The organism is Prodigiosinella aquatilis (genome assembly GCA_030388725.1).
Lineage (GTDB): Bacteria > Pseudomonadota > Gammaproteobacteria > Enterobacterales > Enterobacteriaceae > Prodigiosinella > Prodigiosinella aquatilis.
On record CP128857.1, the window covers coordinates 3167469 to 3190225 of the forward strand.

15 protein-coding genes and 1 pseudogene are annotated in these 22757 nt (G+C 51.1%); 11 read left to right on the plus strand and 5 right to left on the minus strand.

The annotated features are described in order from the left end of the window. Positions 1–129 precede the first annotated feature (129 nt). The 7 genes from PCO85_14710 (at position 130) to ggt (ending at position 10844) form a co-directional block, all read left to right on the plus strand. Positions 130–2346, plus strand: a complete 2217-nt coding sequence (locus PCO85_14710; GenBank protein WJV52476.1) for a TonB-dependent siderophore receptor — start codon at positions 130–132, stop codon at positions 2344–2346. A 189-nt stretch (positions 2347–2535) separates the two neighbouring features. Further along, positions 2536–3738: an isochorismate synthase gene (locus PCO85_14715; GenBank protein ID WJV52477.1), complete on the plus strand. Its 1203-nt coding sequence runs from the start codon at positions 2536–2538 to the stop codon at positions 3736–3738. Next, positions 3735–5363, plus strand: a complete 1629-nt coding sequence (locus PCO85_14720) for a (2,3-dihydroxybenzoyl)adenylate synthase (protein WJV52478.1) — start codon at positions 3735–3737, stop codon at positions 5361–5363. Before PCO85_14715 ends, PCO85_14720 begins: the two co-directional genes overlap by 4 nt. Positions 5364–5366: 3 nt before the next feature. Beyond that, entirely contained in the window at positions 5367–6245 is an 879-nt protein-coding gene (locus PCO85_14725; GenBank protein ID WJV52479.1) for an isochorismatase family protein, read from the plus strand. Beyond that, positions 6242–7000: a 2,3-dihydro-2,3-dihydroxybenzoate dehydrogenase gene (dhbA, locus tag PCO85_14730; protein WJV52480.1), complete on the plus strand. Its 759-nt coding sequence runs from the start codon at positions 6242–6244 to the stop codon at positions 6998–7000. The genes PCO85_14725 and dhbA overlap by 4 nt, the downstream gene beginning before the upstream one ends. Before the next feature lie 433 nt (positions 7001–7433). Continuing rightward, on the plus strand, positions 7434–8687 hold the full coding sequence (locus PCO85_14735; GenBank protein ID WJV52481.1) for a glycosyltransferase: 1254 nt from the start codon (positions 7434–7436) through the stop codon (positions 8685–8687). 393 nt (positions 8688–9080) lie between these two features. Beyond that, entirely contained in the window at positions 9081–10844 is a 1764-nt protein-coding gene (gene ggt / locus PCO85_14740) for a gamma-glutamyltransferase (protein WJV52482.1), read from the plus strand. 199 nt (positions 10845–11043) lie between these two features. Here ggt and PCO85_14745 read toward each other — a convergent pair whose 3' ends face one another. After that, entirely contained in the window at positions 11044–11511 is a 468-nt protein-coding gene (locus tag PCO85_14745) for a GyrI-like domain-containing protein (GenBank protein ID WJV52483.1), read from the minus strand. A 412-nt stretch (positions 11512–11923) separates the two neighbouring features. Beyond that, on the minus strand, positions 11924–12805 hold the full coding sequence (locus PCO85_14750) for a LysR substrate-binding domain-containing protein (GenBank protein ID WJV52484.1): 882 nt from the start codon (positions 12803–12805) through the stop codon (positions 11924–11926). Positions 12806–12960: 155 nt separating this feature from the next. On the opposite strand from PCO85_14750, the gene PCO85_14755 reads away from it, so the two are divergent. Together PCO85_14755 and PCO85_14760 are read left to right on the plus strand one after the other, a co-directional pair. Further along, the gene (locus PCO85_14755; GenBank protein WJV52485.1) at positions 12961–14124 is read left to right on the plus strand and encodes a methionine aminotransferase; all 1164 of its coding nucleotides are present in this window, start codon (positions 12961–12963) and stop codon (positions 14122–14124) included. Positions 14125–14193: 69 nt separating this feature from the next. After that, complete coding sequence (locus PCO85_14760; GenBank protein WJV52486.1) at positions 14194–14970, plus strand: ABC transporter substrate-binding protein; 777 nt, start codon at positions 14194–14196, stop codon at positions 14968–14970. A 114-nt stretch (positions 14971–15084) separates the two neighbouring features. Here PCO85_14760 and PCO85_14765 read toward each other — a convergent pair whose 3' ends face one another. The 3 genes and pseudogenes from PCO85_14765 to PCO85_14775 form a co-directional block, all read right to left on the minus strand. Beyond that, positions 15085–16512: an efflux transporter outer membrane subunit gene (locus PCO85_14765; protein WJV52487.1), complete on the minus strand. Its 1428-nt coding sequence runs from the start codon at positions 16510–16512 to the stop codon at positions 15085–15087. Next, positions 16513–19654 (minus strand): annotated as a pseudogene (locus PCO85_14770) (efflux RND transporter permease subunit). 2 nt (positions 19655–19656) lie between these two features. Continuing rightward, a complete protein-coding gene (locus tag PCO85_14775; protein WJV52488.1) occupies positions 19657–20799 on the minus strand; it encodes an efflux RND transporter periplasmic adaptor subunit in 1143 nt (380 codons plus the stop codon). A 124-nt stretch (positions 20800–20923) separates the two neighbouring features. Between PCO85_14775 and PCO85_14780 the strand changes: the two genes are divergently transcribed. Together PCO85_14780 and PCO85_14785 are read left to right on the plus strand one after the other, a co-directional pair. Next, complete coding sequence (locus tag PCO85_14780) at positions 20924–21397, plus strand: TetR/AcrR family transcriptional regulator (protein WJV52489.1); 474 nt, start codon at positions 20924–20926, stop codon at positions 21395–21397. A 127-nt stretch (positions 21398–21524) separates the two neighbouring features. Further along, positions 21525–22718: a multidrug effflux MFS transporter gene (locus PCO85_14785; protein WJV52490.1), complete on the plus strand. Its 1194-nt coding sequence runs from the start codon at positions 21525–21527 to the stop codon at positions 22716–22718. Positions 22719–22757 lie beyond the last annotated feature (39 nt).

The following is a 22757-nucleotide window of genomic DNA, read 5'->3' on the forward strand; positions in this document are numbered from 1 at the left end:
TCTGAAAATTCATACCACACGCTAATCGCGTGAGGTGGTTAACGTGGATTTTCGGCACATGCCATAACCGACATGGTTCAAAACAGCTGATGTATTTAAAACAATGCCGTCTTCTGAAGGGATCACTACATGTTTAAAACGACAAAAAAACCATTAGAAAATATGATGTTTTTGCACGCCGATAATCGCAGCATGCCGCTTGTTTTGGCGTCTGCTCTGCTCATGACGCCGCTGGCGCATGCTAAGGCAGCGACTAATACAGCAAACACCAGCGACACCATTGTTGTCAGTGCTGACACCACAGAAAGTGTTACCGCACCACTGCAAGGGATCGTGGCCAAAGAGAGCGCCTCAGGCACCAAGACCAATACCCCACTGGTGAAAACACCACAGGCCATCAGCGTGGTAACCCGTGACCAGATGGACGCACAGGCGGTTTCCTCGGTAGCAGACGCCTTTAACTACTCCAGCGGTGTCGTCACCAACTATCGAGGCTCTTCCAACCGCAATGATGAAGTTATCTCCCGTGGCTTCCGCTATACCGCCAAATTTCTTGATGGCCTGAGTTATGGTCTGAGCGGCCAGGGCGCCGCACTGGGTAAAATTGATCCCTGGTTGCTGGAACGTGTCGAGTTAGTGCATGGTCCGGCGTCAGTCCTTTACGGACAGGTAAATCCCGGTGGGATGATCAACATGACCAGCAAACGCCCAACCGCTGAAGCGATCCATAAAATAGAGTTCAGCACGGGGAACCAGCATCTGGGCGAGGCGGCGTTTGATTTTGGCGGCGCGTTGAATGACGATAAAACCCTGCTTTACCGTCTGAACGGTATCGCCAGCACCAAGCATGAATTCGTCAAGGACTCTAAACAACAACGAGTAGCGATTGCGCCAGCGATTACCTGGCTACCAAACGCCGATACCAGTTTTACGCTGCTGACCAGCTACCAGGATGACCCGAAGGCTGGATTCCGTAACTTTCTGCCAGCCTACGGCACGGTCTTGGGAAACAGTGCCGGTACGGTACCTTACGATCTGAATGTCAGCGATCCGAACTATAACCAGTCAAAGCGGGAACAAACCTCAATAGGGTATATCTTCGATCACTCCTTTAATGACGTATTCTCCTTCCAACAGAACGTCAGATACAGCCAGTTGAATGAAAAATATAAGTATCTCGTTTACACCACCGGGGGGTCAGAAACCAGCACCATACTATCCCGACGTCAGCAACGGGAAGAGACTGAGGTCGGTGAATTCGGCGCGGATAACCAGCTAAAAGCAAAGTTTGATACCGGTGAAGTCAAACATACCGCCGTTGGTGGTCTCGACTATAAATGGCAAAACCGTGACTATAAGTACTGGCGATTGGGAGGCAATCAGTACGATTTTGACTGGGCTAATCCTGTTTATGGCGGGTCTGCCATTGTGGATGACAGTGCATTGAATCTCATCACCAGCACCAAGAAAAAACTGACTCAAGTCGGGGTCTACCTGCAAGATCAGTTGGAATGGAACCGCTGGAATCTGCTACTGTCTGGTCGTCATGACTGGAGTGAAGTCCGCACACTGGATCGCACAACTGACAGCACAACCCAGCAGAATGACCATAAGTTTACCGGTCGTACCGGCCTGTTATATGCCTTCGACAACGGCATTTCTCCTTATATCAGTTACAGTACCTCGTTTGAGCCCAACCTGGACAATGGCGCCCCTGGCTCCGATCCATTCAAGCCCACGACCGGCGAACAAAAAGAGGCCGGAGTGAAATTCCAGCCCAAAGGCAGTAACACACTACTGACCGTATCACTGTTTGATATCACCCAGAAAAACATTACCTCTTACAACAGCGTGCTTGGTTATAACGAACAAATCGGCAAGGTGAAATCCAAAGGGGTGGAAACTGAGGTACATACACAACTGACGCCAGAAATCAGCCTGATGGCGGCATATACCTATACTGATGCGGTCACCAAAGAGAGCAACACCGCCAACCAGATCGATAAGAGCCCGTCATCAATTCCTCGCCATACCGCGTCAGCCTGGGGTAGCTATCGCTTCCTGGACGGTGCGTTGAAAGGCGTTACCGTTGGCAGCGGTGTGCGTTATATCGGCACCAGCTATGGTGATAACGCCGAGAGTTTCAAGGTTCCCTCATATGCCTTGTATGACGCCATGGTCCGTTACGATCTGGCCGAAGCGTCGTCACACCTGAAAGGGGCAGCGGTACAGCTCAACGTCAATAACCTGGCAGATAAACATTATGTTGCGTCCTGTAGCGGCACCACCTCCTGTTTCTATGGCAGTGGTCGTAGCATTGTCGCCACCGTCAGCTACAGCTGGTAACCCATCGTTATAACACCGGGGCACGACGTCCCGGCCTGAAAGGCAGGCGCGGATAGCGTTGCAGCACCGTGTCCTGAACAAGTCACACGCACTAACCGTCGTTCATTTATCTGTAATCGGTACATTTACCTATAGAAATGCGAATCGCACCTGTTGCGATGCTCATTTAACAGACATAAGGAACAAACCGTGTCTATTCAATCTGCTCAGCCTTTATTTACTCACTCCTCGTCTCTGGATATCAGCGATCTTCATCATGACGATTTTCTTTTCCTGTCACCCGACAAAAGTCTGCATGCCCACGGATGTTATGCGTCGCTAACGCACCCGGTTGATGATGGCGCGATGCTCAACGGCCATTTTCAGCATCAGGTTCGTCGGCTATTCGCTCAGGCACACCGCGATGGTATTGAAAAACCGCTGATTGTCGGTGCTATCCCTTTTGATAAAGGGCAGCCAGCCAATCTGTTTATACCACAGCGTCAACACTGGTTTTCGCGCGACACGCTGGCAACCGGTGCACAAACAGAAGTGGCTATTCGTATCCGTCAACTGCGCCAAATACCGGCCAACGCAGACTTTTGCCAAATGATCCGTGAGTGTGTTAATGCCACCCGCAGTGGCATACTGGATAAAGTGGTACTTTCCCGCCTGCTGGAGATAGAAACCGATCAGCCGCTGGACTCAATCCACCTGTTATTACAGCTTAATCAGCAGAACCCCGGTAGTTATAACTTTCATGTGCCGCTGGCTCAGGGCGCGCTGCTGGGAGCCAGCCCGGAACTCTTGTTACATAAACAGGGCAATCACATCACCTCTCAGCCCTTGGCCGGTTCCGTCCGCCGTAGCGAAGATTCCGGCGAAGATAGCCAACTGCGCCAATCATTGCTGGATTCAGCCAAAGATCGTCACGAGCACAACCTGGTAATCAGAGAGATGCGGCACGTGCTGGCCCCTCGCTGTCGCACATTACAGATACCGGGAACCCCTTCGCTACTCAGCACGCCAGTGCTGTGGCATCTGGCGACCCACATTATCGGTGAAGTCAGTGACCCACTGGAGAATGCACTGTCGATCGCCTGTTTGTTGCATCCAACGCCGGCGTTATGCGGTGCGCCATATCAGCAGGCTAAAAACCTGATCGACAAACTGGAACCGTTTAATCGTGAACGCTTCGGCGGCATTGTCGGATGGTGTGATGCACAAGGTAATGGTGAATGGGTGGTGACCATCCGCTGCGGTGAAGTGCATAAGAACAGCATCAGACTATTTGCCGGTGCCGGTATTGTGCCAGACTCACAGCCCACGGCGGAGTGGCACGAAACCGGCGTCAAATTAAGCACCATGTTGCGCGCCTTTGGCCTGAGGCAGGATGAGGAGTGTGCGGCATGAGCATTGAATTCACTCGCTGGCCAGCAGAGCGGGAACAACGCTACCGGAAACGTGGATATTGGGTCGATTTGCCACTGTGCGATATTCTTGATCGTCAGGCCAACAACGATGCTATCGCCCTGATCTGCGGTGAGCGGACGTTCAGTTATCGACAGCTACACCAATCTGCCAATCGTCTGGCTTCCGCGCTTCTGCGCCGCGGGGTGCAACATGGGCAAACCGCACTGGTGCAATTGGGGAATATCGCCGAATTTTACCTGACCTATTTCGCGCTGTTACGCGCTGGTATAGTGCCGGTGAATGCCCTGTTCAACCATCAGCGCAGCGAACTGTGTGCCTATGCCGAACAGATCACCCCGACACTACTGATCGCTGATCGCAGTCACAACCTGTTTCACGATGACAGTTTCATTCAGGAATTACAGCAGCGTTACCCTTCCCTGCAACACATTATACTGCGTGGCGATAATGGCTCCCCCGACGATCTGACGATATTGCTACAGGCAGAAACGCCTATATTGCCAACCTCCCCTACGTCGGCTGACGATGTCGCCTTTTTCCAGCTTTCCGGCGGGAGTACCGGCACGCCCAAGCTGATCCCACGTACGCACAACGATTACTACTACAGCATTCGTGCCAGCGTGGAGATCTGCCATTTTGATCACCATACCCGCTACCTGTGTGCTTTACCGGCAGCCCATAACTATCCGATGAGCTCACCGGGAGCATTGGGCGTATTTTTCGCCGGCGGCAGCGTGGTGATGGCAGGTGATCCCAGTGCCACCAGCTGTTTCCCACTTATTGAACGTCATCAAATTAATGTCACCGCGCTGGTTCCGCCGGCCGTCACGTTATGGCTGGAAGCCATCGAACTATGCGGGAACAACACCCCGCTACACAGTCTCAGGCTACTGCAAGTCGGTGGCGCTCGCTTGAGTGAAGCGCTGGCCAGACGTATTCCGGCCTGCATCGGCTGTCAGTTACAACAGGTTTTCGGCATGGCGGAAGGTCTGGTGAACTATACCCGGCTAGATGACGATGAAACTCATCTGTTCACTACGCAAGGACGTCCTATCAGTGAGGATGACGAAGTGTGGGTCGCCGACGCCGAGGGAAATCCCTTGCCATGCGGACAAGTGGGACGACTGATGACCCGCGGCCCTTATACCTTCTGTGGCTACTATCGTAGCCCACACTACAATCATCAAGTAATTGATAAAAATGGTTTTTACTGCTCTGGCGATCTGGTTATCCAGACAGAAAACGGTTACTTGCAGGTTGTTGGCCGGGAAAAGGACCAGATTAATCGTGGTGGAGAAAAAATTGCCGCTGAAGAGATTGAAAACCTGTTGTTACGTCACCCCGGAGTGATAAACGCCGCGCTGGTGGCAATTCCGGATCCGTTGATGGGAGAGAAAAGCTACGCCTTTATCGTCACCCGCGAAAACATCAAACCCGTGGCCCTACGTCGCCATCTGCGCGAACAAGGCATTGCCGACTATAAATTGCCGGATCGTTTTGAACGCATCTCGTCACTGCCCGAAACACCGGTAGGCAAAGTTGATAAACAGCGGTTGCGCCAGCTCGCACAAGCAGCGCGCTCAACCTTAATTGCAGGAGAATAACCCATGAGCATCCAGAAACTGACTGACTACCCCCTTCCCACATCCGGTGAACTGCCTGGCAATAAAGTGAACTGGTCATTGGAACCACAACGAGCCGCATTACTGATTCATGATATGCAGGACTACTTTCTTAATTTCTGGGGCGAAAACAGCGCGCTGACCACTCAGTTGATTCAGAATATCGTGCGCCTGAAACGCTTTTGCCGTCAGCAAAGCATCCCGATATTTTATACCGCCCAACCCAATCATCAGCACGATGCCGACCGAGCCTTGCTCAACGATATGTGGGGGCCAGGTATCAATCGCTATCCCGAACAACAAAAAATTGTTGCGGCCCTGACGCCGGAAATCACCGATACCGTACTCGTCAAATGGCGCTACAGTGCGTTCCAGCGATCCACGCTGGAACAACAGCTCAGTGATGCCGGTTGTAATCAGCTGATGATATGTGGCGTCTATGCGCATATCGGTTGTCTGACCACAGCCAACGACGCCTTCATGCGAGATATCAAACCCTTCATGGTCGCCGATGCACTGGCTGATTTCTCGCGAGAAGAACACATGATGGCGCTGCGCTATACCTCAGGTCGTTGCGGATGTGTGATAACCACCGAGCAGTTGCTGGCAGCCACGTCATCGTCCATAAGTTACAGTCCATCACGCCTGCGATCCGAGTTACTGCCACTGCTGGATGACGATAGCGCCGACATTGGCGATGATGAAAACCTGCTCGATTACGGGTTGGATTCTGTGCACATTATGTCGTTGGTCGCGCGTTGGCGACAGGCTGGTCACGACCTGGACTTTATCTCGCTGGTGAAAAAACCCACCATTAGTCACTGGTTGTCGCTGCTCAATGCCCTACAACGGGAGGAAGCATGAACCAACAGCTCGATTTTCGTGATAAGCAAGTATGGGTAACCGGTGCCGGACGTGGTATAGGCTATGAAATCGCCTGCCGTTTCACCCAGGCCGGAGCAAACGTTATCGGTTTTGATCTGGCGTTTCCTGATTACGATACCCCTTTTACGCCCTGGGTGCTGGATATCAGTGATGCTGCCGCAGTCGCCGACAGCTGTGGCGAGTTACTGATGCGAACGCCCCGCCTGGACGTTTTGATCAATGGGGCCGGCATTCTGCGCATAGGCGCGACTGAAATACTCAGCCAGCAGGACTGGCAGGCGTGTCTGTCGGTCAATGCCGGCGGCGCGTTCAACCTGTTTCAATCCGTCATTCCCCAGTTCCAACAACAACGTAGCGGGGTCATTGTTTCCATTTCATCCAACGCCGCGCATGTTCCCCGGGCAGGTATGGCGGCATACTGCGCCTCCAAAGCCGCGTTACGCAGCTTATGTCTGACAGTAGGCCTGGAACTGGCCCCCTATGGTGTCCGTTGTAATCTGATCTCTCCAGGCTCGACAGATACGCTGATGCAACGCGGCTTGTGGCACTCCCCCACGTCAGAACAAGACACCATTACCGGGTTCCCCACACAGTTCAAGCTGGGCATTCCGCTGGGAAAAATTGCCCATCCGCGAGATATCGCCAACGCGGTTCTGTTTATGGCATCCGACCTGGCCGGCCATATCACATTGCAGGACGTGGTGATTGATGGTGGCGCAACACTGGGGGCCTGATCATGTACCACCGCACACCATGGCTGGCGGTGGACATAACCACAGAGGCACTAAATACTGGGCATCGTATTCAAATGCGGAAAGTACAGATTTCCAACCAATAAAACATATTGTGCTGTATTTCAATATTCACGACGGCGGTCATTGACTGACAAATAACGTCAAATCTCGTTATCGACATCAGAAATATACCGAAAATTTTACTATTCCCCGAGCATCATCCGGCAGAGTTTTAACAACTATCATGATCAACGGTTCCGAAGCCGGAACCGGCAGTAACTAATTCTGTACAGAATAATTCAGTTTTCATACACTGCATGAAGTTGTTTATTTTCATTCTTGAAAATGATGATAGTAACAAAACAGTAATATATTTGCTTTATATAATAAGGCAAATAGGAATAATGGAAGTAGTAGTTCTATGGAGGGAGAAATGAAGATATTTTTGGCCACCCTAGGTTCCGCGGGTGATGTTTATCCTTTTATCGCCATTGGCGAGTCACTTATACAAGCCGGTTATGATGTTTATCTTTGTACCAACCCTTTTTTCGAAAAGACCGCGCTTGAAAGGCATCTAAAATTTATTTCCGTGGGTACCAATGAAAATTATCTGGCCGCTGTTAACTCCAAACGACTGTGGCATCCGAAATATGCCTATAAAGAAATTTGTCACTTCATGATGCAACAACAACAGCCGCTTTATGATGCACTGAATAGCGTGACAGATGAATCCTCAATTATACTGACTTCTTTATGGGCGTTTTCTGCCAAGATGTTAAGTGAGAAAAAAGGCTGCTGTGTTATTCCAGTCAGAGTCAGCCCTTCAACTTTCATGTCAGCTTATGACACCGCGCTTCATCGGTATACTGCCTGGTTATCACACTTCCCGTTCAGAATCCGTAGCGTCATGCTAGGGCTAATCGAAAGATATATTATCGATCGGGAATTAGCCCCCGATATTAATCAATTTCGCGCATCTATCGGCTTGCCTAAAATTCATAAAATCCTTACATCCTGGACGCATAAAACAGATTCCAATGTTATTTGCCTTTTCCCGGACTGGTTCGCCGCGCCACAACCTGACTGGCCGCAACATATTAAACAAGTCGGGTTTCCTCTGTTTAATTTATTAGCGCATCAGGAAACCGATGATCTGGACTGTTTTTTTAATGCCAGTAACAAAACCGTCATTTTTATGCCAAGCTGGGCACTTAGTGCTAATAACAGCGTGGTAGCCGAGTTAATAGTAAAAGTCAGAAAAAAAGGATTTCAATGTCTTATTATTGGGAAAAAGAATTCACTTTATGACCATGATAAAGGCATCCGTATTGAGAACCACATCAATTTGGAAAAATATCTGCATCGTTGTGTCGCTATTATCCATCACGGTGGTATTGGTACGACCGCGCAATCTTTCTTCGCGGGCATACCTCAACTGATTATCCCCAGCGCATTTGATCAGTTCGACAATGCACGGCGCATCAGCAATCTTAATTGTGGTTTGGCCCTCAGTGAGACAGACGACGCTATCCTTGACGAAAAGCTGGGACGCATTCTATTTGACCGCTCCATCTCCCAACATTGTTGCAGCATAAAAAACCAGTTTCAGGCCAATCAGAATGTGTACGAGCAAATAGTCGCCACCGTGCGTGCCGCGCAACTGAATCACGCCCCCCCGATGGTCTGAAAACCTGACCTTCCTGAATAACCCAATCCGGTTTGATACATTTCCGGTCATTTTTCGTATCATCCAGATTGGGTTCAGTTCACAAAAACCATTCCGCACAAATATTTCCCCGGTAATGCCCTATTTTTTCTCGCGTTAACCGTCAATACTATTTTATACCCCAAGTAATTCGAGTTGCAGGAAGGCGGTAAGAGAGTGAATCCCGAGGAGCTTACTCAGGTAAGTGATTCGGGTGAACGAACGCCGCCAACACACCTGCAACTTGAAGTGTGACGGGTATAGTCATTTATCTCATCACCCGATGACAACACGCAATAAAAAAGTGCATGCAAATTGCATGGCCCATTGGTTGTATAAAGACAAACACCTTAAATGAAACCAACAGGAGTAATTATGGCTTCAGGAAAAAGGTTTCTGACAGTAAGCCTGGCCGCATTGCTGATCAGTGGAACCGTTCATGCCGCATCTATTCCCGCCGTAGAAGCAAAAAATGGCATGGTTGTCAGTTCACAGCATCTTGCCTCACAAGTGGGCATTGATGTGCTAAAAATGGGCGGAAACGCCATTGATGCAGCCGTCGCCGTTGGTTATGCCCAGGCCGTGGTGAATCCGTGCTGCGGCAACATTGGTGGTGGTGGGTTCATGACTATTCATCTGGCCAATGGCAAGAACACCTTTATCAACTTCCGTGAAACAGCACCCGCAGCAGCGACAGCCAAAATGTATCTGGATGCCGACGGTAACGTGAAGAAAGGTGCCAGCCTATACGGTTATCTGGCTGCCGGGGTGCCCGGTACCGTACTCGGTCTGGAAACCGCACGGAAAGAGTATGGCAAGCTAAGCAGGGAACAGGTGATGGCCCCCGCCATAAAACTGGCGCGCAAAGGTTTCATCCTGACCCGTTACGACACCGATATTCTGGATACCACTGTCAAGCGTTTCAAACAGGACCCAGAAGCCGCTCGCATTTTCCTGCGTCCTGACGGCAGCCCGTTACAACCAGGTGACCGATTGGTGCAAACCGATCTGGCCAATACGCTACAGGCAATTGCCGATCAAGGCCCGGATGCGTTCTATAAGGGGAAAGTGCCTCAAATCATCGCTGACGCAGCCAAAAAAGGTGGCGGAATACTGACGTCGGCAGACTTCGCCAATTACAAAGTGACTGAAACCGCACCTATCAGTTGTACTTACCGTGGCTACAAATTTGTCTCTTCCCCACCCCCTAGCTCCGGCGGCACCACGATGTGTGAAATATTGAATATTGTTGAGGGTTATGACCTGAAAAGCATGGGTTTCAACTCCGCACAATCAGTACACATTCTGACCGAAGCCATGCGCCATGCCTATATGGACCGCAACACCTATTTGGGTGATCCGGCCTTTGTAAAAAACCCACTCGATCGACTGCTGAGCAAAACCTATGCCGCCGAGATACGAGAAAAAATCAAGCCGCAAGACGCCACGCCTTCCACTCAGGTGAAACCTGGGGCAGCGCCGCATGAAAAACTGGAAACCACCCAGTATTCGATTGTCGATAATCAGGGCAACGCGGTCTCCACCACCTACACCATCAATGGCCGTTTCGGTGCGGGAGTCATCGCCCCCGGTACCGGTTTTTTCCTCAACGATGAAATGGATGATTTCACGGCCAAGGTCGGTGCGCAAAACCTGTACGGTCTGGTACAAGGAGAGCGTAACGCTATTGCGCCCGGTAAACGTCCGCTGTCGTCCATGAGCCCGTCTCTGGTCACCAAAGACGGTAAAATATTCCTGGTGCTGGGTTCACCGGGAGGATCGCGGATCATTACCATTACCCTGGAAACCGCACTGAATATCATCGACTACGGTATGGCGCCACAAGAAGCGGTGGATGCGCCACGCATTCATCATCAATGGTTACCGGATAAGGTCTACTACGAGCAACGCGGATTGTCTGCTGATACGCTGAATTTATTGAAAGAACGGGGTTATGACATGGTGGAACAAACACCGTGGGGCGCCGCTGAACTGATTATGGTCGGCCTGCCTGGCGCAGCAGGCGTCTCCTCGGCATCGTCTGGCAATGACGCCGCCGTATCCGGCAAAGTCCGTGAAGGATACTTGTACGGTGCCAACGATTCACGCCGCCCGTCCGGTGCCGCTATCGGTTATTGACGCGCCACAACACTGCCAAAGAGAGTGAAAGCATGGTGATGGAAAAACACTGCTTTTACCCTCCAGAAGCAGAGAAACGCATGGCTATGCATTTGTATGCATAGCCATGTATAGCGTAAAAAACGGGTAACGATGAATATAGCGGAAAGCACCAGTGAAGCGAATACGGGCCCTCCCGGTGCTTCCCCACCTCAGCGTGTTACTTCAATGGCAGATAGATATCAGTAACCAGTTCTGTTTCCCGCGTTTCCGGAAACAGATTGACATAATGAAAGTAGAGCGGAAAATCCCTCAGTTTCTCACCGCTCTGTGGTAACCAGTCCAGGTACAAGGGGGAAATGCTTTCCCCCAGACGCTGATGTGCGCCATAGTGTCTGACTCTGGCACAACGGCCACCGGGGATTGTTTTGGCGATGACGCCCTGAGCATTGACTGGGACGTCGGCGGTCACTTCACCACAGATGTCAAAGCGATACAGTGCCGGCTCTGTGGTTTCGGGATTATCGTAGGCAATACCAAACGTCCGGTTGCTGCCTTGCGGCGACAGGCCGCTTTCCCGCCGCCAACGGATAAACCGATCGATGGTATCGTTAAGCTTTTCCATCGGACCACAGTGCTCAAGTGCCGCAACCCGTGTGGTTTTGAAATCAACGATGTCAACCTGCATAATGATTCTCCTTTCCGGTAAACGGAATCGATACACATAATGTCAGGTATCCCCGTCGGGAGGCCGTTGAAAAGTAGACAGCGGCTGGCCAAAGGTGCGCCTGAATAAACGCATAAACGACCCCTGTGTTTTAAACCCGGCCTCTAGCGCTACATCGATTACCCTAACGCCGCGTTCAAAATCAAGCAGTAGTGGCGCACCGCAGCTGTAGGATATATCCAGAAACGGTGAGCCAATACAGTCAGTAAACATCGATGGAAGTGTGAAAAAGTAGAAACCCGGCTGAGACACGCCACCGTCGTCGATTCATGTAGATGATCTTAGATGCAGTCGAGCACCTTGTCGAAACGTGAAACATACCGCTGTTACCGCCCCGCTGTTCACCGTACTGTCCAATACCTGACATAACCCGTCAGGGCACAGCAATCCCGTCAGTAAAGCAATTGATAAAGTCGTTCAACCATTCGGCCTGCATGCCTGGTCGGTGTACCAGATAATAGGCGGCGCCGGTCTTCACCGTGTCGTCAAACGGCATTATCAACCGTTGTTGCTGAATATCCTCCGCCACCAGCGTGATATCCGCAATAGCAATACCAAACCCTTGAATTGCCGCGCTGATAGCCAAATCCATGGTGTCAAACTGCTGGTTACGACGCATCACCTGCTCGTCGATGAGGTGCGTTTTCAACCATAACCGCCAGTCCCGTTGGTCATAAGTCGGATGCAAAAACGTCAGTCGGCACAGCGACGCCTGCGTCAGCGTACCCGGCCCGTCAGGCAACAGATGTGGCGCCAGCACCGGCGACAATACTTCATCAAATAATTTGCCGTCATGCTGCTGCGGTGCAACATCGGGCGCGAAAACGATGGCCACATCGAAGTCTTCGATTTTGAAATTGACATCATGTTCCGTGGTAGTGGTCAATGACACATGAATATCTGGTCGCTCCTGCTCTATATTCATCAGCCGTGGTACCAGCCAGCGCATCGCACAGGTCGGCGCCTTCATGCGGATAATCCCGTTCTTACGATAGGCGTTATCGGTGGCCGTAAACAGCCGGTCAAACGCGTCCCTGATTTCCGGCAACAGTAAACTGCCTTGCTGTGTGAGCCGCAGTCCTCTGGCCTGACGCTGGAACAAAGAAAACCCCAGCCAGGCTTCCAGTACCGCAATTTGACGGCTGACCGCGCCTTGCGTGACAAACAACTCTTCCGCCGCACGGGTAAAATTAAGATGTCGCGCCGTGACCACAAAGGCATGCAGTGCATTAAGAGGAGGCATTCGCTTGTTCATTCGATCCTTTAACCCTAGCCTGGTCATTTTTTATCGCATAAGCCATGCGTTTTTCTCATGGCTATTATGACAACAATTCGATTGTGGCGACAATACGAGAAACGTCTAATGAGTGAATACTTATTCATTTATAACGGCAAAAAATGGAGAACACTATGCCGATTCAAACCCCGGTACAATTCAGTTCTAAATTACCGGATGTAGGTACTACCATCTTCACCGTTATTGGTCAGTTATCCAATCAACACCATGCCATCAACCTGTCACAGGGTGCGCCCAATTTTCCGTGTTCTCCAAAGCTGATTCACGCGGTCACCCATGCAATGGAGCAAGGCCATAACCAATATGCGCCAATGTCCGGGCTGGTGTCGTTGAAAGACATCGTGGCTGAAAAAGTGAAACGGCTTTATGGGCAAACTTATGACGCTGGCAGCGAAATCACGATTACCGCCAGTGCCAGCGAAGGACTGTATGCCAGTATATCGGCACTGGTGCATCCGGGGGATGAGGTGATCTACTTCGAACCGTCGTTTGACAGTTATGCCCCCATTGTCCGGTTGCAAGGGGCCACGCCGGTAGCGTTGAAATTGTCCGTGCCGTCATTTTCCATTAACTGGGATGAAGTGCAGGCCGCCATTACTCCACGTACCCGGATGATTATCATCAATACGCCGCACAATCCCAGCGGGCAGGTATTGAATGCCGAAGACCTGATGCAGCTAGCCAACGTAACCCGCAACACCAATATCGTGGTACTTTCCGATGAAGTGTATGAACACATCGTGTTTGATAATCAGTTGCATCACAGCATGGCAACACATAATGAACTGGCGACTCGCAGCGTGATTGTGTCGTCATTCGGTAAATCCTTCCACGTGACCGGCTGGCGAGTGGGTTTCTGTCTGGCACCTGCCGATCTGATGAATGAAATCCTGAAGGTACACCAGTTCCTGATGTTCTCCGCCGACACGCCGATGCAGTACGCGCTGGCGGATTACATGGCTGATCCGGCCACTTATCTGTCACTATCCGCGTTCTATCAACAGAAACGAGATCTAATGGTCGCTCAGCTAAACGGTGGACCGTTTACATTACTGCCTTCGGCCGGTTCCTTCTTTATGCTCGCCAGTTATGCTCATTTCAGTGATGAAAGTGACAATGATATGGTGAAGCGGCTGATTATTGATCATGGTGTTGCCACCATTCCACTGTCGGCGTTCTATGCCGATGGAACGGATAATAAATTGATTCGTTTGTCATTTTCCAAAGATGAAATGACTATCTGCGCCGGAGCAAAGGCTTTGTGCCAGGTGGAATAAAGACGTCTGATAGAAATCCCATATATGTTTCGTTAATTATCGTGTTATTCACCAGAGAGCATCCTAGAAATGAAAAAACTAAGCATGTTGCTGTTATCGCTGGGCTTCCTGTCCTCCACTGTGGCATTAGCACAAACTGAGCTACGCTTCGGTCTGGAAGCAGAGTACCCGCCATTTGAAAGTAAAAATGCTCAGGGCCAGTTGGTAGGGTTCGATATCGACCTGGGGAACGCTATCTGTAAAGCCGGGAATTTTAAATGCACCTGGGTGGAAGGATCATTTGATGCTTTGATCCCAGGGTTAGAGTCCAAGAAATTTGATGCCATCAACTCGGCGATGAACATCACTGATAAACGCAAAGAAGCCATTAATTTCACCAACCCGATTTACCGTATCCCAACTCAACTTGTCGGCAAGTCGAACTCGGGTCTGACCCCAACGGTGGCAGGGCTAAGAGGTAAAAGCATCGGCGTCTTGCAGGGCTCGGTTCAGGAAGTGTTTGCCAAAACTCACTGGGAACCGCAAGGCGTCACCGTTATCTCCTATAAAGATCAGAATCTGGTGTATAACGACCTGACGGTTGGTCGTCTGGATGGTACGCTGGTTATGGCCGCAGCCGGACAATCTGGTTTTCTGGACAAACCCGAAGGCAAAGGTTTTGCGTTTATTGGCCAGCCCGTGGAAGACAGCAAAATTCTGGGCAGTGGCATCGGCTTCGGGTTACGCAAAGGTGATACCACGTTAGCCACCGAACTCAACAATGCCATCAGAAAAGTTCAGACCGATGGTACCGTTAATACACTAGCAAAGAAATACTTCCCCGGCTTTGATGTGCGGGTAAAATAAGTTGTCAATCCGTTCCCTGTATTGAATATAAAAACCGACCGAACAGTGTGTGTCTGATGACGATGTATGCCCGGGATATCCGGGCATACGCAAGCATAACACCGGGTCTGACAACTATTCCGTTTTCACCCCATATTCTGCTTTCACTCCACCGCCCAACGCGTTATACAACGTCACCAAATTATCCAGCCGGGTTTGCTCGGTGCTGATCAAAGACTTCCTGGCAGTATAAAGCGTTCTCTGGGAGTCCAGCGCATTGAGGTAAGTATCCACGCCTTCCCGATAACGGTCGTTAGCTAACTGATAACTACGTTGCGCTGAAGCGACATATGCTCGTTGTGCCGCGAGCTGTTCATCTATCGTTCCCTTACGTGCCAACGCATTCGCTACATCTTTGAACGCTGATTGAATCGTCTTCTCATAGCTAGCGATATAACCTTTTTTCTCTGCTTCGGCATAACGCAATGAAGCCAGATTTGAACCACCATCAAAAATCGGCAGGCTAATACTGGGAGCAAACGACCAGACATGGGCACCACCACTGAACAATGACGATAACTCACCACTGCTTAATCCATTACTGGCAGTCAGGCTAATACTGGGGAAAAACGCTGCTCGTGCCGCCCCAATACTGGCATTAGCCGATTTCAAGGTATGTTCGGCCGCTAACACATCAGGACGCTGAAACAAAACATCAGAAGAAATTCCCGCCGCCACTGGTTTGATAGCCGTCGCCAGAGAAGCGAGATTCTGCGGTAACAGTGTCTCCGGTACAGGCTGTCCGACCAGCAGAACAAGTGCATTTTTATCCTGGGCGACACTGGTCATGTAACTGGCAACATCCGAACGTGCCTGCTGATAAGTAGTTTCCGCCTCCGCTACATCCACCCCTGAGGCCACGCCGTTACGTTGACGGCTACTGGTTACCTCCATCGACTTCCGGGCACTGATTACCGTCTCCTGCGCCAATGCCAGATTGCTGCGATCAGTGGCCAACGCGATATAGGCAGACGCAGTATCGGCAATCAGCGTCAGCCAGGTACTTTTGGCCGTTTCTGTCTCAGAAAGATACGCTTCCAGCTTTTCGCCAGTCAGACTCCGGTTTTTACCAAACAAGTCCAATTCAAACGAACTGACGGACAAATCCGCATTATAACTACTCTTCAACTCGGTGGTGGAGTTTGAGCCGGAGGTCAATGAGCGACTGCGTGTACCATCAACGCCTGCGGTAAGCGAAGGGTACTGTTCCGCTCTTTGGATGCCATATTGCGCCCGGGCCGCCTCAATATCCGCCAGCGCTTTGCGTAAATCACGGTTGCTGGTCAACGCCATTTCAATGACCCGCTGCAGGTTGGTATCCACAATGACACTCCGCCAGGGAATATCACTGGCGTTAAGAGCCGCCGGTGATGCCGCCGGATAGGACTGCCCCTTTGGCCAGTTAGCTACCACCGGTAACGCCGGACGCTGATAGTGCGGATCCAGAGAAACGCATCCAGACAGCATCAGGGCACTGCTCAGTAACCAGAATTCATATCGCATTTACGCGTCTCCCTGTTTATCATCCGTCGTTACAACTTTCCCGGCACGACGGGGGAATACGCGTCTGACCAGAACAAAGAACATCGGCACCATAAAGATGGCCAATGCCGTCGCCGTCAATGTACCGCCGACAATACCACTGCCGATGGACACCCGACTATTGGCACCCGCGCCAGTAGCAATGGCCAACGGGAAAACCCCGGCAATAAACGCCAGAGACGTCATTAATACAGGCCGCAAGCGAGTTCGTGCGCCTTCCAGTGCCGCCTCATATAATGAGGCCCCACGTTGATAGGCCGCTTCGGCGAACTCCACAATCAGGATGGCATTTTTTGCCGAAAGACCGATGGTCGTTAGCAGCGCGACCTGGAAATAGACATCATTTTCCAGCCCACGGAAGGTCGCGGCCAACACAGCGCCCACTATGCCAAGCGGGATAACCAGTATGACTGAGAAAGGAATACTCCAGCTTTCATACAGCGCCGCCAGACAAAGGAATACCACCAGAATGGAGATGCTATATAGCGATACTGCCTGACCGCTGGCTAACCGTTCCTGATAAGACAAGCTGCTCCACGAATATGTGGTGCCCGTCGGTAAGGCTTTCGCCAACACTTGCATTTCATCCATCGCTTCACCAGAACTGACACCAGAAGCACCGCTTCCCTGAATCTCATACGAGGCCAGTCCGTTATAACGCGACAGACTTTCCGGCCCATAAGTCCAGTGGGTAGTGGCGAAGGACGAGAATGGCGTCATCACACTGCCACTGCCACGCACGAACCATTTGTACAGATCATCCGGTTTACTGCGGGCATCTTCTTCACCCTGCATGTATACTTTTTTCACTCTCCCGCGATCAATAAAGTCATTAATGTAAGTCCCCCCCCAGGCACTGCTCAGCGTGGACGTCACATCACTTATTGATAGTCCTAACGCTTCAGCCTTTGCGGTATCAATATCGACTTTCAACTGCGGCATCTGGGCCAAATCATTGGGGCGAACCGCCGAAAGTTTGGAATCTTTGGCCGCCGACGCCAGCAGCATGTTACGCAACTGCAACAACTTGTCGCGATCAGTCGTACCGGTTGCCTGCAATTCAAAAGTAAAACCATTGGATTGCCCCAGTCCGTCCACCGCGGGCGGTGTCAGGGCAAAGACTTTGGCGTCGCGGATACTGGAGAATGCTCCCATCGCACGCTTGGCTATTGCGTCGGCACTGTTCTCCGTTCCTGGACGTTGAGACCAATCTTTCAACGCCACGAATGCCATACCCGCATTCTGGCCGCTCCCGCTGAAACTAAAGCCGGTAATAACAAAGATAGCCTTGGTATTTTTTTTTCTCCTTGGTAAGAAAATAGTGCTCAATCAGTTTACCTACCTTGTCCGTGCGATTTGCTGTCGCCCCTGCCGGCAAGGTGAACTGCACCATCACGCTGCCCTGATCCTCCGTCGGCAGAAAGCCGCCCGGCAAACGCGCAAACAATACTCCCAGCACGATCAGTATCACACCGTACAGTGCCAGATAACGCCACGGACCGCGCAGTATCCGGGAAACGCGTTCGATGTAAGATGACTGCAAACGCCCATACCGCTGGTTAAAGGCGGCAAAAAATCCTCGGGGTGCGGCTATATGCACCACCGGTTTTAACATTGTGGCGCACAATGCCGGCGTCAATATCAAGGCCACCAGTACCGACAGCAGCATGGAAGAAACAATCGTGATGGAGAACTGACGGTAAATCACGCCGGTAGAGCCACCAAAAAAAGCCATCGGCAAAAAGACCGCGCTCAGCACCAACGCCACACCCACCAGTGCACCGGAAATCTCTCGCATGGACTCTTCCGCCGCCGCAACGGGAGACAATCCTTTATCCCGCATCAAACGCTCGACGTTCTCCACCACTATAATGGCATCATCCACCAGCAAACCGATAGCCAGCACCATGCCAAACAGCGTCAGGGTGTTGATGGAATAGCCAAACACCGACAACACGCCAAATGTCCCCAACAGCACTACCGGAACCGCAATCGCCGGAATCAGCGTCGCCCGCAGGTTTTGCAGGAAGACAAACATGACAACCACGACCAACAGAATCGCTTCAAACAGGGTTTTTACCACCTCTTCAATGGAAATTTTGATGAAGTCGGTGCTATCTCGGGGATAGGCCACTTTATAGCCCTGCGGCATGCTACCTTCGAGTTCAGCCACTTTGGCTTTTACCAGCTCCGAGGTACTCAGAGCATTGGCTCCCGGGGCCAGCATGACGGCAATCCCGGCAGCGGGATGTCCATTCAACCGCGTGGTATTACTGTAATCCTCACTTCCCAATTCAACACGCGCGACATCACCTAACCGCACAATGGAGCCGTCAGACTCACTTTTCACCACAATATTCCGAAACTGCTGTGGTGTTTTCAGCCGAGACTGCGCCACTACCGTAGCCGTTAACTGCTGTTCACTGCTGGAGGGCCGGGCACCGATTTTACCAGCAGACACCTGTGTATTTTGTGCTTTAATCGCCGATGAAATATCGGAAGGCATCAGACTATAAGCCGCCAGACGAGCCGGATTCAGCCAGATGCGCATAGCATATTGTGAACCGAAGACCTGCACACTCCCCACACCGCTCACGCGTGCAAGAGGATCCTCCAGGTTACTGGCCAAATAATCGGCGATATCCGATGAAGAGCTTTTATCTGTCGTATCATATAATGCGGTGATTAACAAAAAGCTACTCTGCGATTTGGTGACGGTTACCCCTTGTTCTTGCACTTCGGTCGGTAAGCGGCTTTCTGCCTGCTGAACCTTATTCTGTACCTGTACCTGCGCGATATCCGGATCAGTACCTTGCTTAAAGGTAACCGTGATCTTCACTTCGCCATCAGAACTGCTGGAAGAAGAAAAATAGAGCAGGCCATCCAGTCCGGTCAGTTGCTGTTCTATAACCTGTGTCACGCTGTTTTCCAGCGTTTGTGCTGAAGCCCCCGTGTAAGTGGCCTTAATAGCAATGGATGGCGGAGCAACATCAGGATACTGGGCTACCGGCAGTGTTTGGATGGCCAGCGCCCCACCCAACATAATGACAATGGCAATCACCCAGGCAAATATCGGCCGGTGAATAAAAAAGCGAGAAAACATACTTAACGATTCCCTGTATTATTGTCTGTCAGTGAGGGTTGTTGAGCAGTCGAACCGTCTTCTACTGCTTGTACCGTATCGCCGGGCGCTACCTTATCGGTACCTTCAATAATCAACCGGTCACCAGCCTTCAGTCCGGAAGTGACTAGCCATTGGTTACCAATAGCCTGCCCGGTAACCACCTGACGCTGTTCGACCTGTTGTTTATCATTCACTACCAGTGCCGTCGCGTTGCCTTTCACATCCCGGGTGATGCCCTGCTGTGGCGCCAGAACCGCTGCGGGATCAACACCGTCTTCCACCGACGCGCGGACAAACATTCCAGGTAACAGGGTTTCCTGTGGATTGGGAAATTCAGCCCGCACCGTTACGGTGCCACTGGATTCATCCACTGACAACTCTGCCAGTTTCAGGATCCCTTTCTGCGCATAGGGTTTATCATTTTCCAATGTCAGTGTTACCGGCGTCTGCGCATTTTTTTGCTGTTCCCGCATTGCCAGCCGTTGGCTGCTGGACTGGGTTAAGTCAACAAAAATAGGATTGAGCTGGCGGATAGTAGCCAGTGAGGTAGTCTGATCTGCCGTTACCAGCGCTCCGGGAGTTACCGAAGAGATACCGATACGCCCACTGATCGGGGCCTTGATTTTGGTATAAGCCAGATTAATCCGTGCAGTTTCCAGTGATGCTTTTTTTTCCGCCACCGTGGCCACGTCTTCCTCGTAGCTGGCTTGTGCATCATCAGCATCCTGCCGGGAAACACCATCTTCCTTCACCAACCGGGCATAACGTTCAGCTTTCAATTTGGCCGAACGCACCGTAGCCTCTGCGTTTTTCAACGCCGCCACGGCTTGATCATAAGACGCTTGATAACTGGCGGGGTCGATCTGATACAGCACTTGTCCGGCTTTCACCTCACTGCCTTCGATAAACAGTCGTTTCTGGATAATTCCATCCACCTGCGGCCGAACATCAGACACCATTGCTGCCGTAACTCGCCCGGTCAATTCGCTGCTCAACACGACAGGCTGAGTTTTCAACGTTTTGACCACAACTGTTATTGGGGCATGATCAAACTTTGGTTCGACAGCACGATCACAACCCACCAGAGAAAAGACCATCAATAAAAGAAATGCTTTACTTTGCATGAAATAATGCCTTTATATTTAAAATGGTTATTCATTCGCAATATAAAGAAATTTGAGTAAGTCGTCCGATAACGTTCTGTAATGTCCTGTAAGTATAACTGTCTACAGTAGACGAGAGGATAATGTGCAACCAATACAGACGAAAGATGACAAAGCTCAGACCCGACGCGATCAGATCATCTCCGCTGCCATAACCTGTTTTCGCCGCTCTGGCTTTCATGGGGCTGGCGTGGCGGAAATCGCCACACATGCCGAGTTAAGTGTAAGCCAGATTTATCGTTATTTTGCCAAAAAAGACGCCATCATCGAAGAGACCGTTCCGCGTATCGTTGATAAAAAAATCCAGCTGCTGATGCTGGTGGAAAAAGATCCACATTCACGCATGGCACATGCGCTGGCAACACCGTCATTAATCGGTGATAATCTGATGCATGACGACGACAATGCATTAACACTAGAAATGGCTACGGAAGCAACACGGAATCCCCGCGTCTCAGATATTCAGCAAGAAGACGACGCCAAATTTTCCATCAGACCGTTACCTTGCTGCAACGACGCTACCCTCAATGTTCACCCGAAAGCATTGCGGCACGGGTAGAATTTATGACAGTGCTATCAGAGGGAACTACTTTTAGATCGGTACTCCCGCAAAAAGCACCGATCGCTACACTAACTCAGCGCTATCAACATATCTTCCAGTTAACTTTTCCCGAAGACAATCATTCATGAACAACATCAAGAAGCCCTCCCGACTCGGCTATGCCATTGTGCTGGGAATGTTGGCCGCACTAGGGCCGCTGTGTACAGATTTGTATCTCCCCGCGTTACCCCAATTAACGACAGAACTGACAACGTCTGCCTCTCGAGCCCAGCTCAGCCTGACTGCCGGTTTGCTAGGACTCGGTGCTGGCCAACTCATCTTTGGCCCACTCAGTGATACCTTAGGTAGAATGCGTCCATTACTGATCTCATTGGCACTCCTTTTGGTGACGTCGATATGGTGCGCACTGGCACAGGATGTCAACCAGTTGATCGTCGCACGTCTCCTCCAGGGGCTCGCAGGCGCAGGCGGCGCCGTACTCTCCCGTGCGGTGGCGCGCGATCTTTATACCGGGCATGAATTGACCCGCTTTTTCGCCCTGCTGATGCTGGTTAATGGTCTCGCACCGATTCTCGCCCCCGTGTTGGGTGGAGCACTGTTGAGTCTGACCGACTGGCGCGGCATTTTTATCGCGTTAGCCGTTATCGCCATCCTGCTGCTGGTACTTTCTTCGCTACGGTTAAGTGAAACACTGCCACCAGCATGTCGAGTCACCGGGGGAGTTGGTGTATTGCTGTCCTCACTGGGCAGTTTGCTCAAAGAACGTGAATTTATGGGATTATGTCTGGCACAAGGGTTGTCTGGCGCAGGACTGTTTGCTTATATCGGGGCATCCCCGTTTGTGCTACAGGATATTTATCACCTCAGTCCACAGATGTTCAGCTTGTGCTTTGCCATTAATGGCGTGGGCCTGATTGCTGCCGGCCAGTTTTCTGCCGCACTCAGCCTACATTGGGGAGAAACCCGGGTGCTGAAACTGGGGCTAAGCATTGCCGTTGTTTCGACAGCAATCCTGTTGGTTACCGGTTATTTGCACGCCCCGTTATTGTGGATATTGGTGCCACTGTTTTTCGCTGTCATTGCTATCGGATTGATTGGTCCATGCTCGTCAGCCCTGGCGATGCAAGGCCAGGGAGACAAAGCAGGCAGTGCTTCGGCCTTGATTGGACTGAGCATGTTTGCGCTGGGTGCCGTCAGCGTACCGTTGACCGGGCTGACAGGAACATCCGCCTTCTCAATGGCGCTGGTTATGATGCTGTGTTACGTACTGGCGATCATGACCTATGTTGGGCTAGTCCCAAAATCCAAAAGGAAATAACAAGAATACTGATTTAACAATCACCACCTCCCGAGGAGG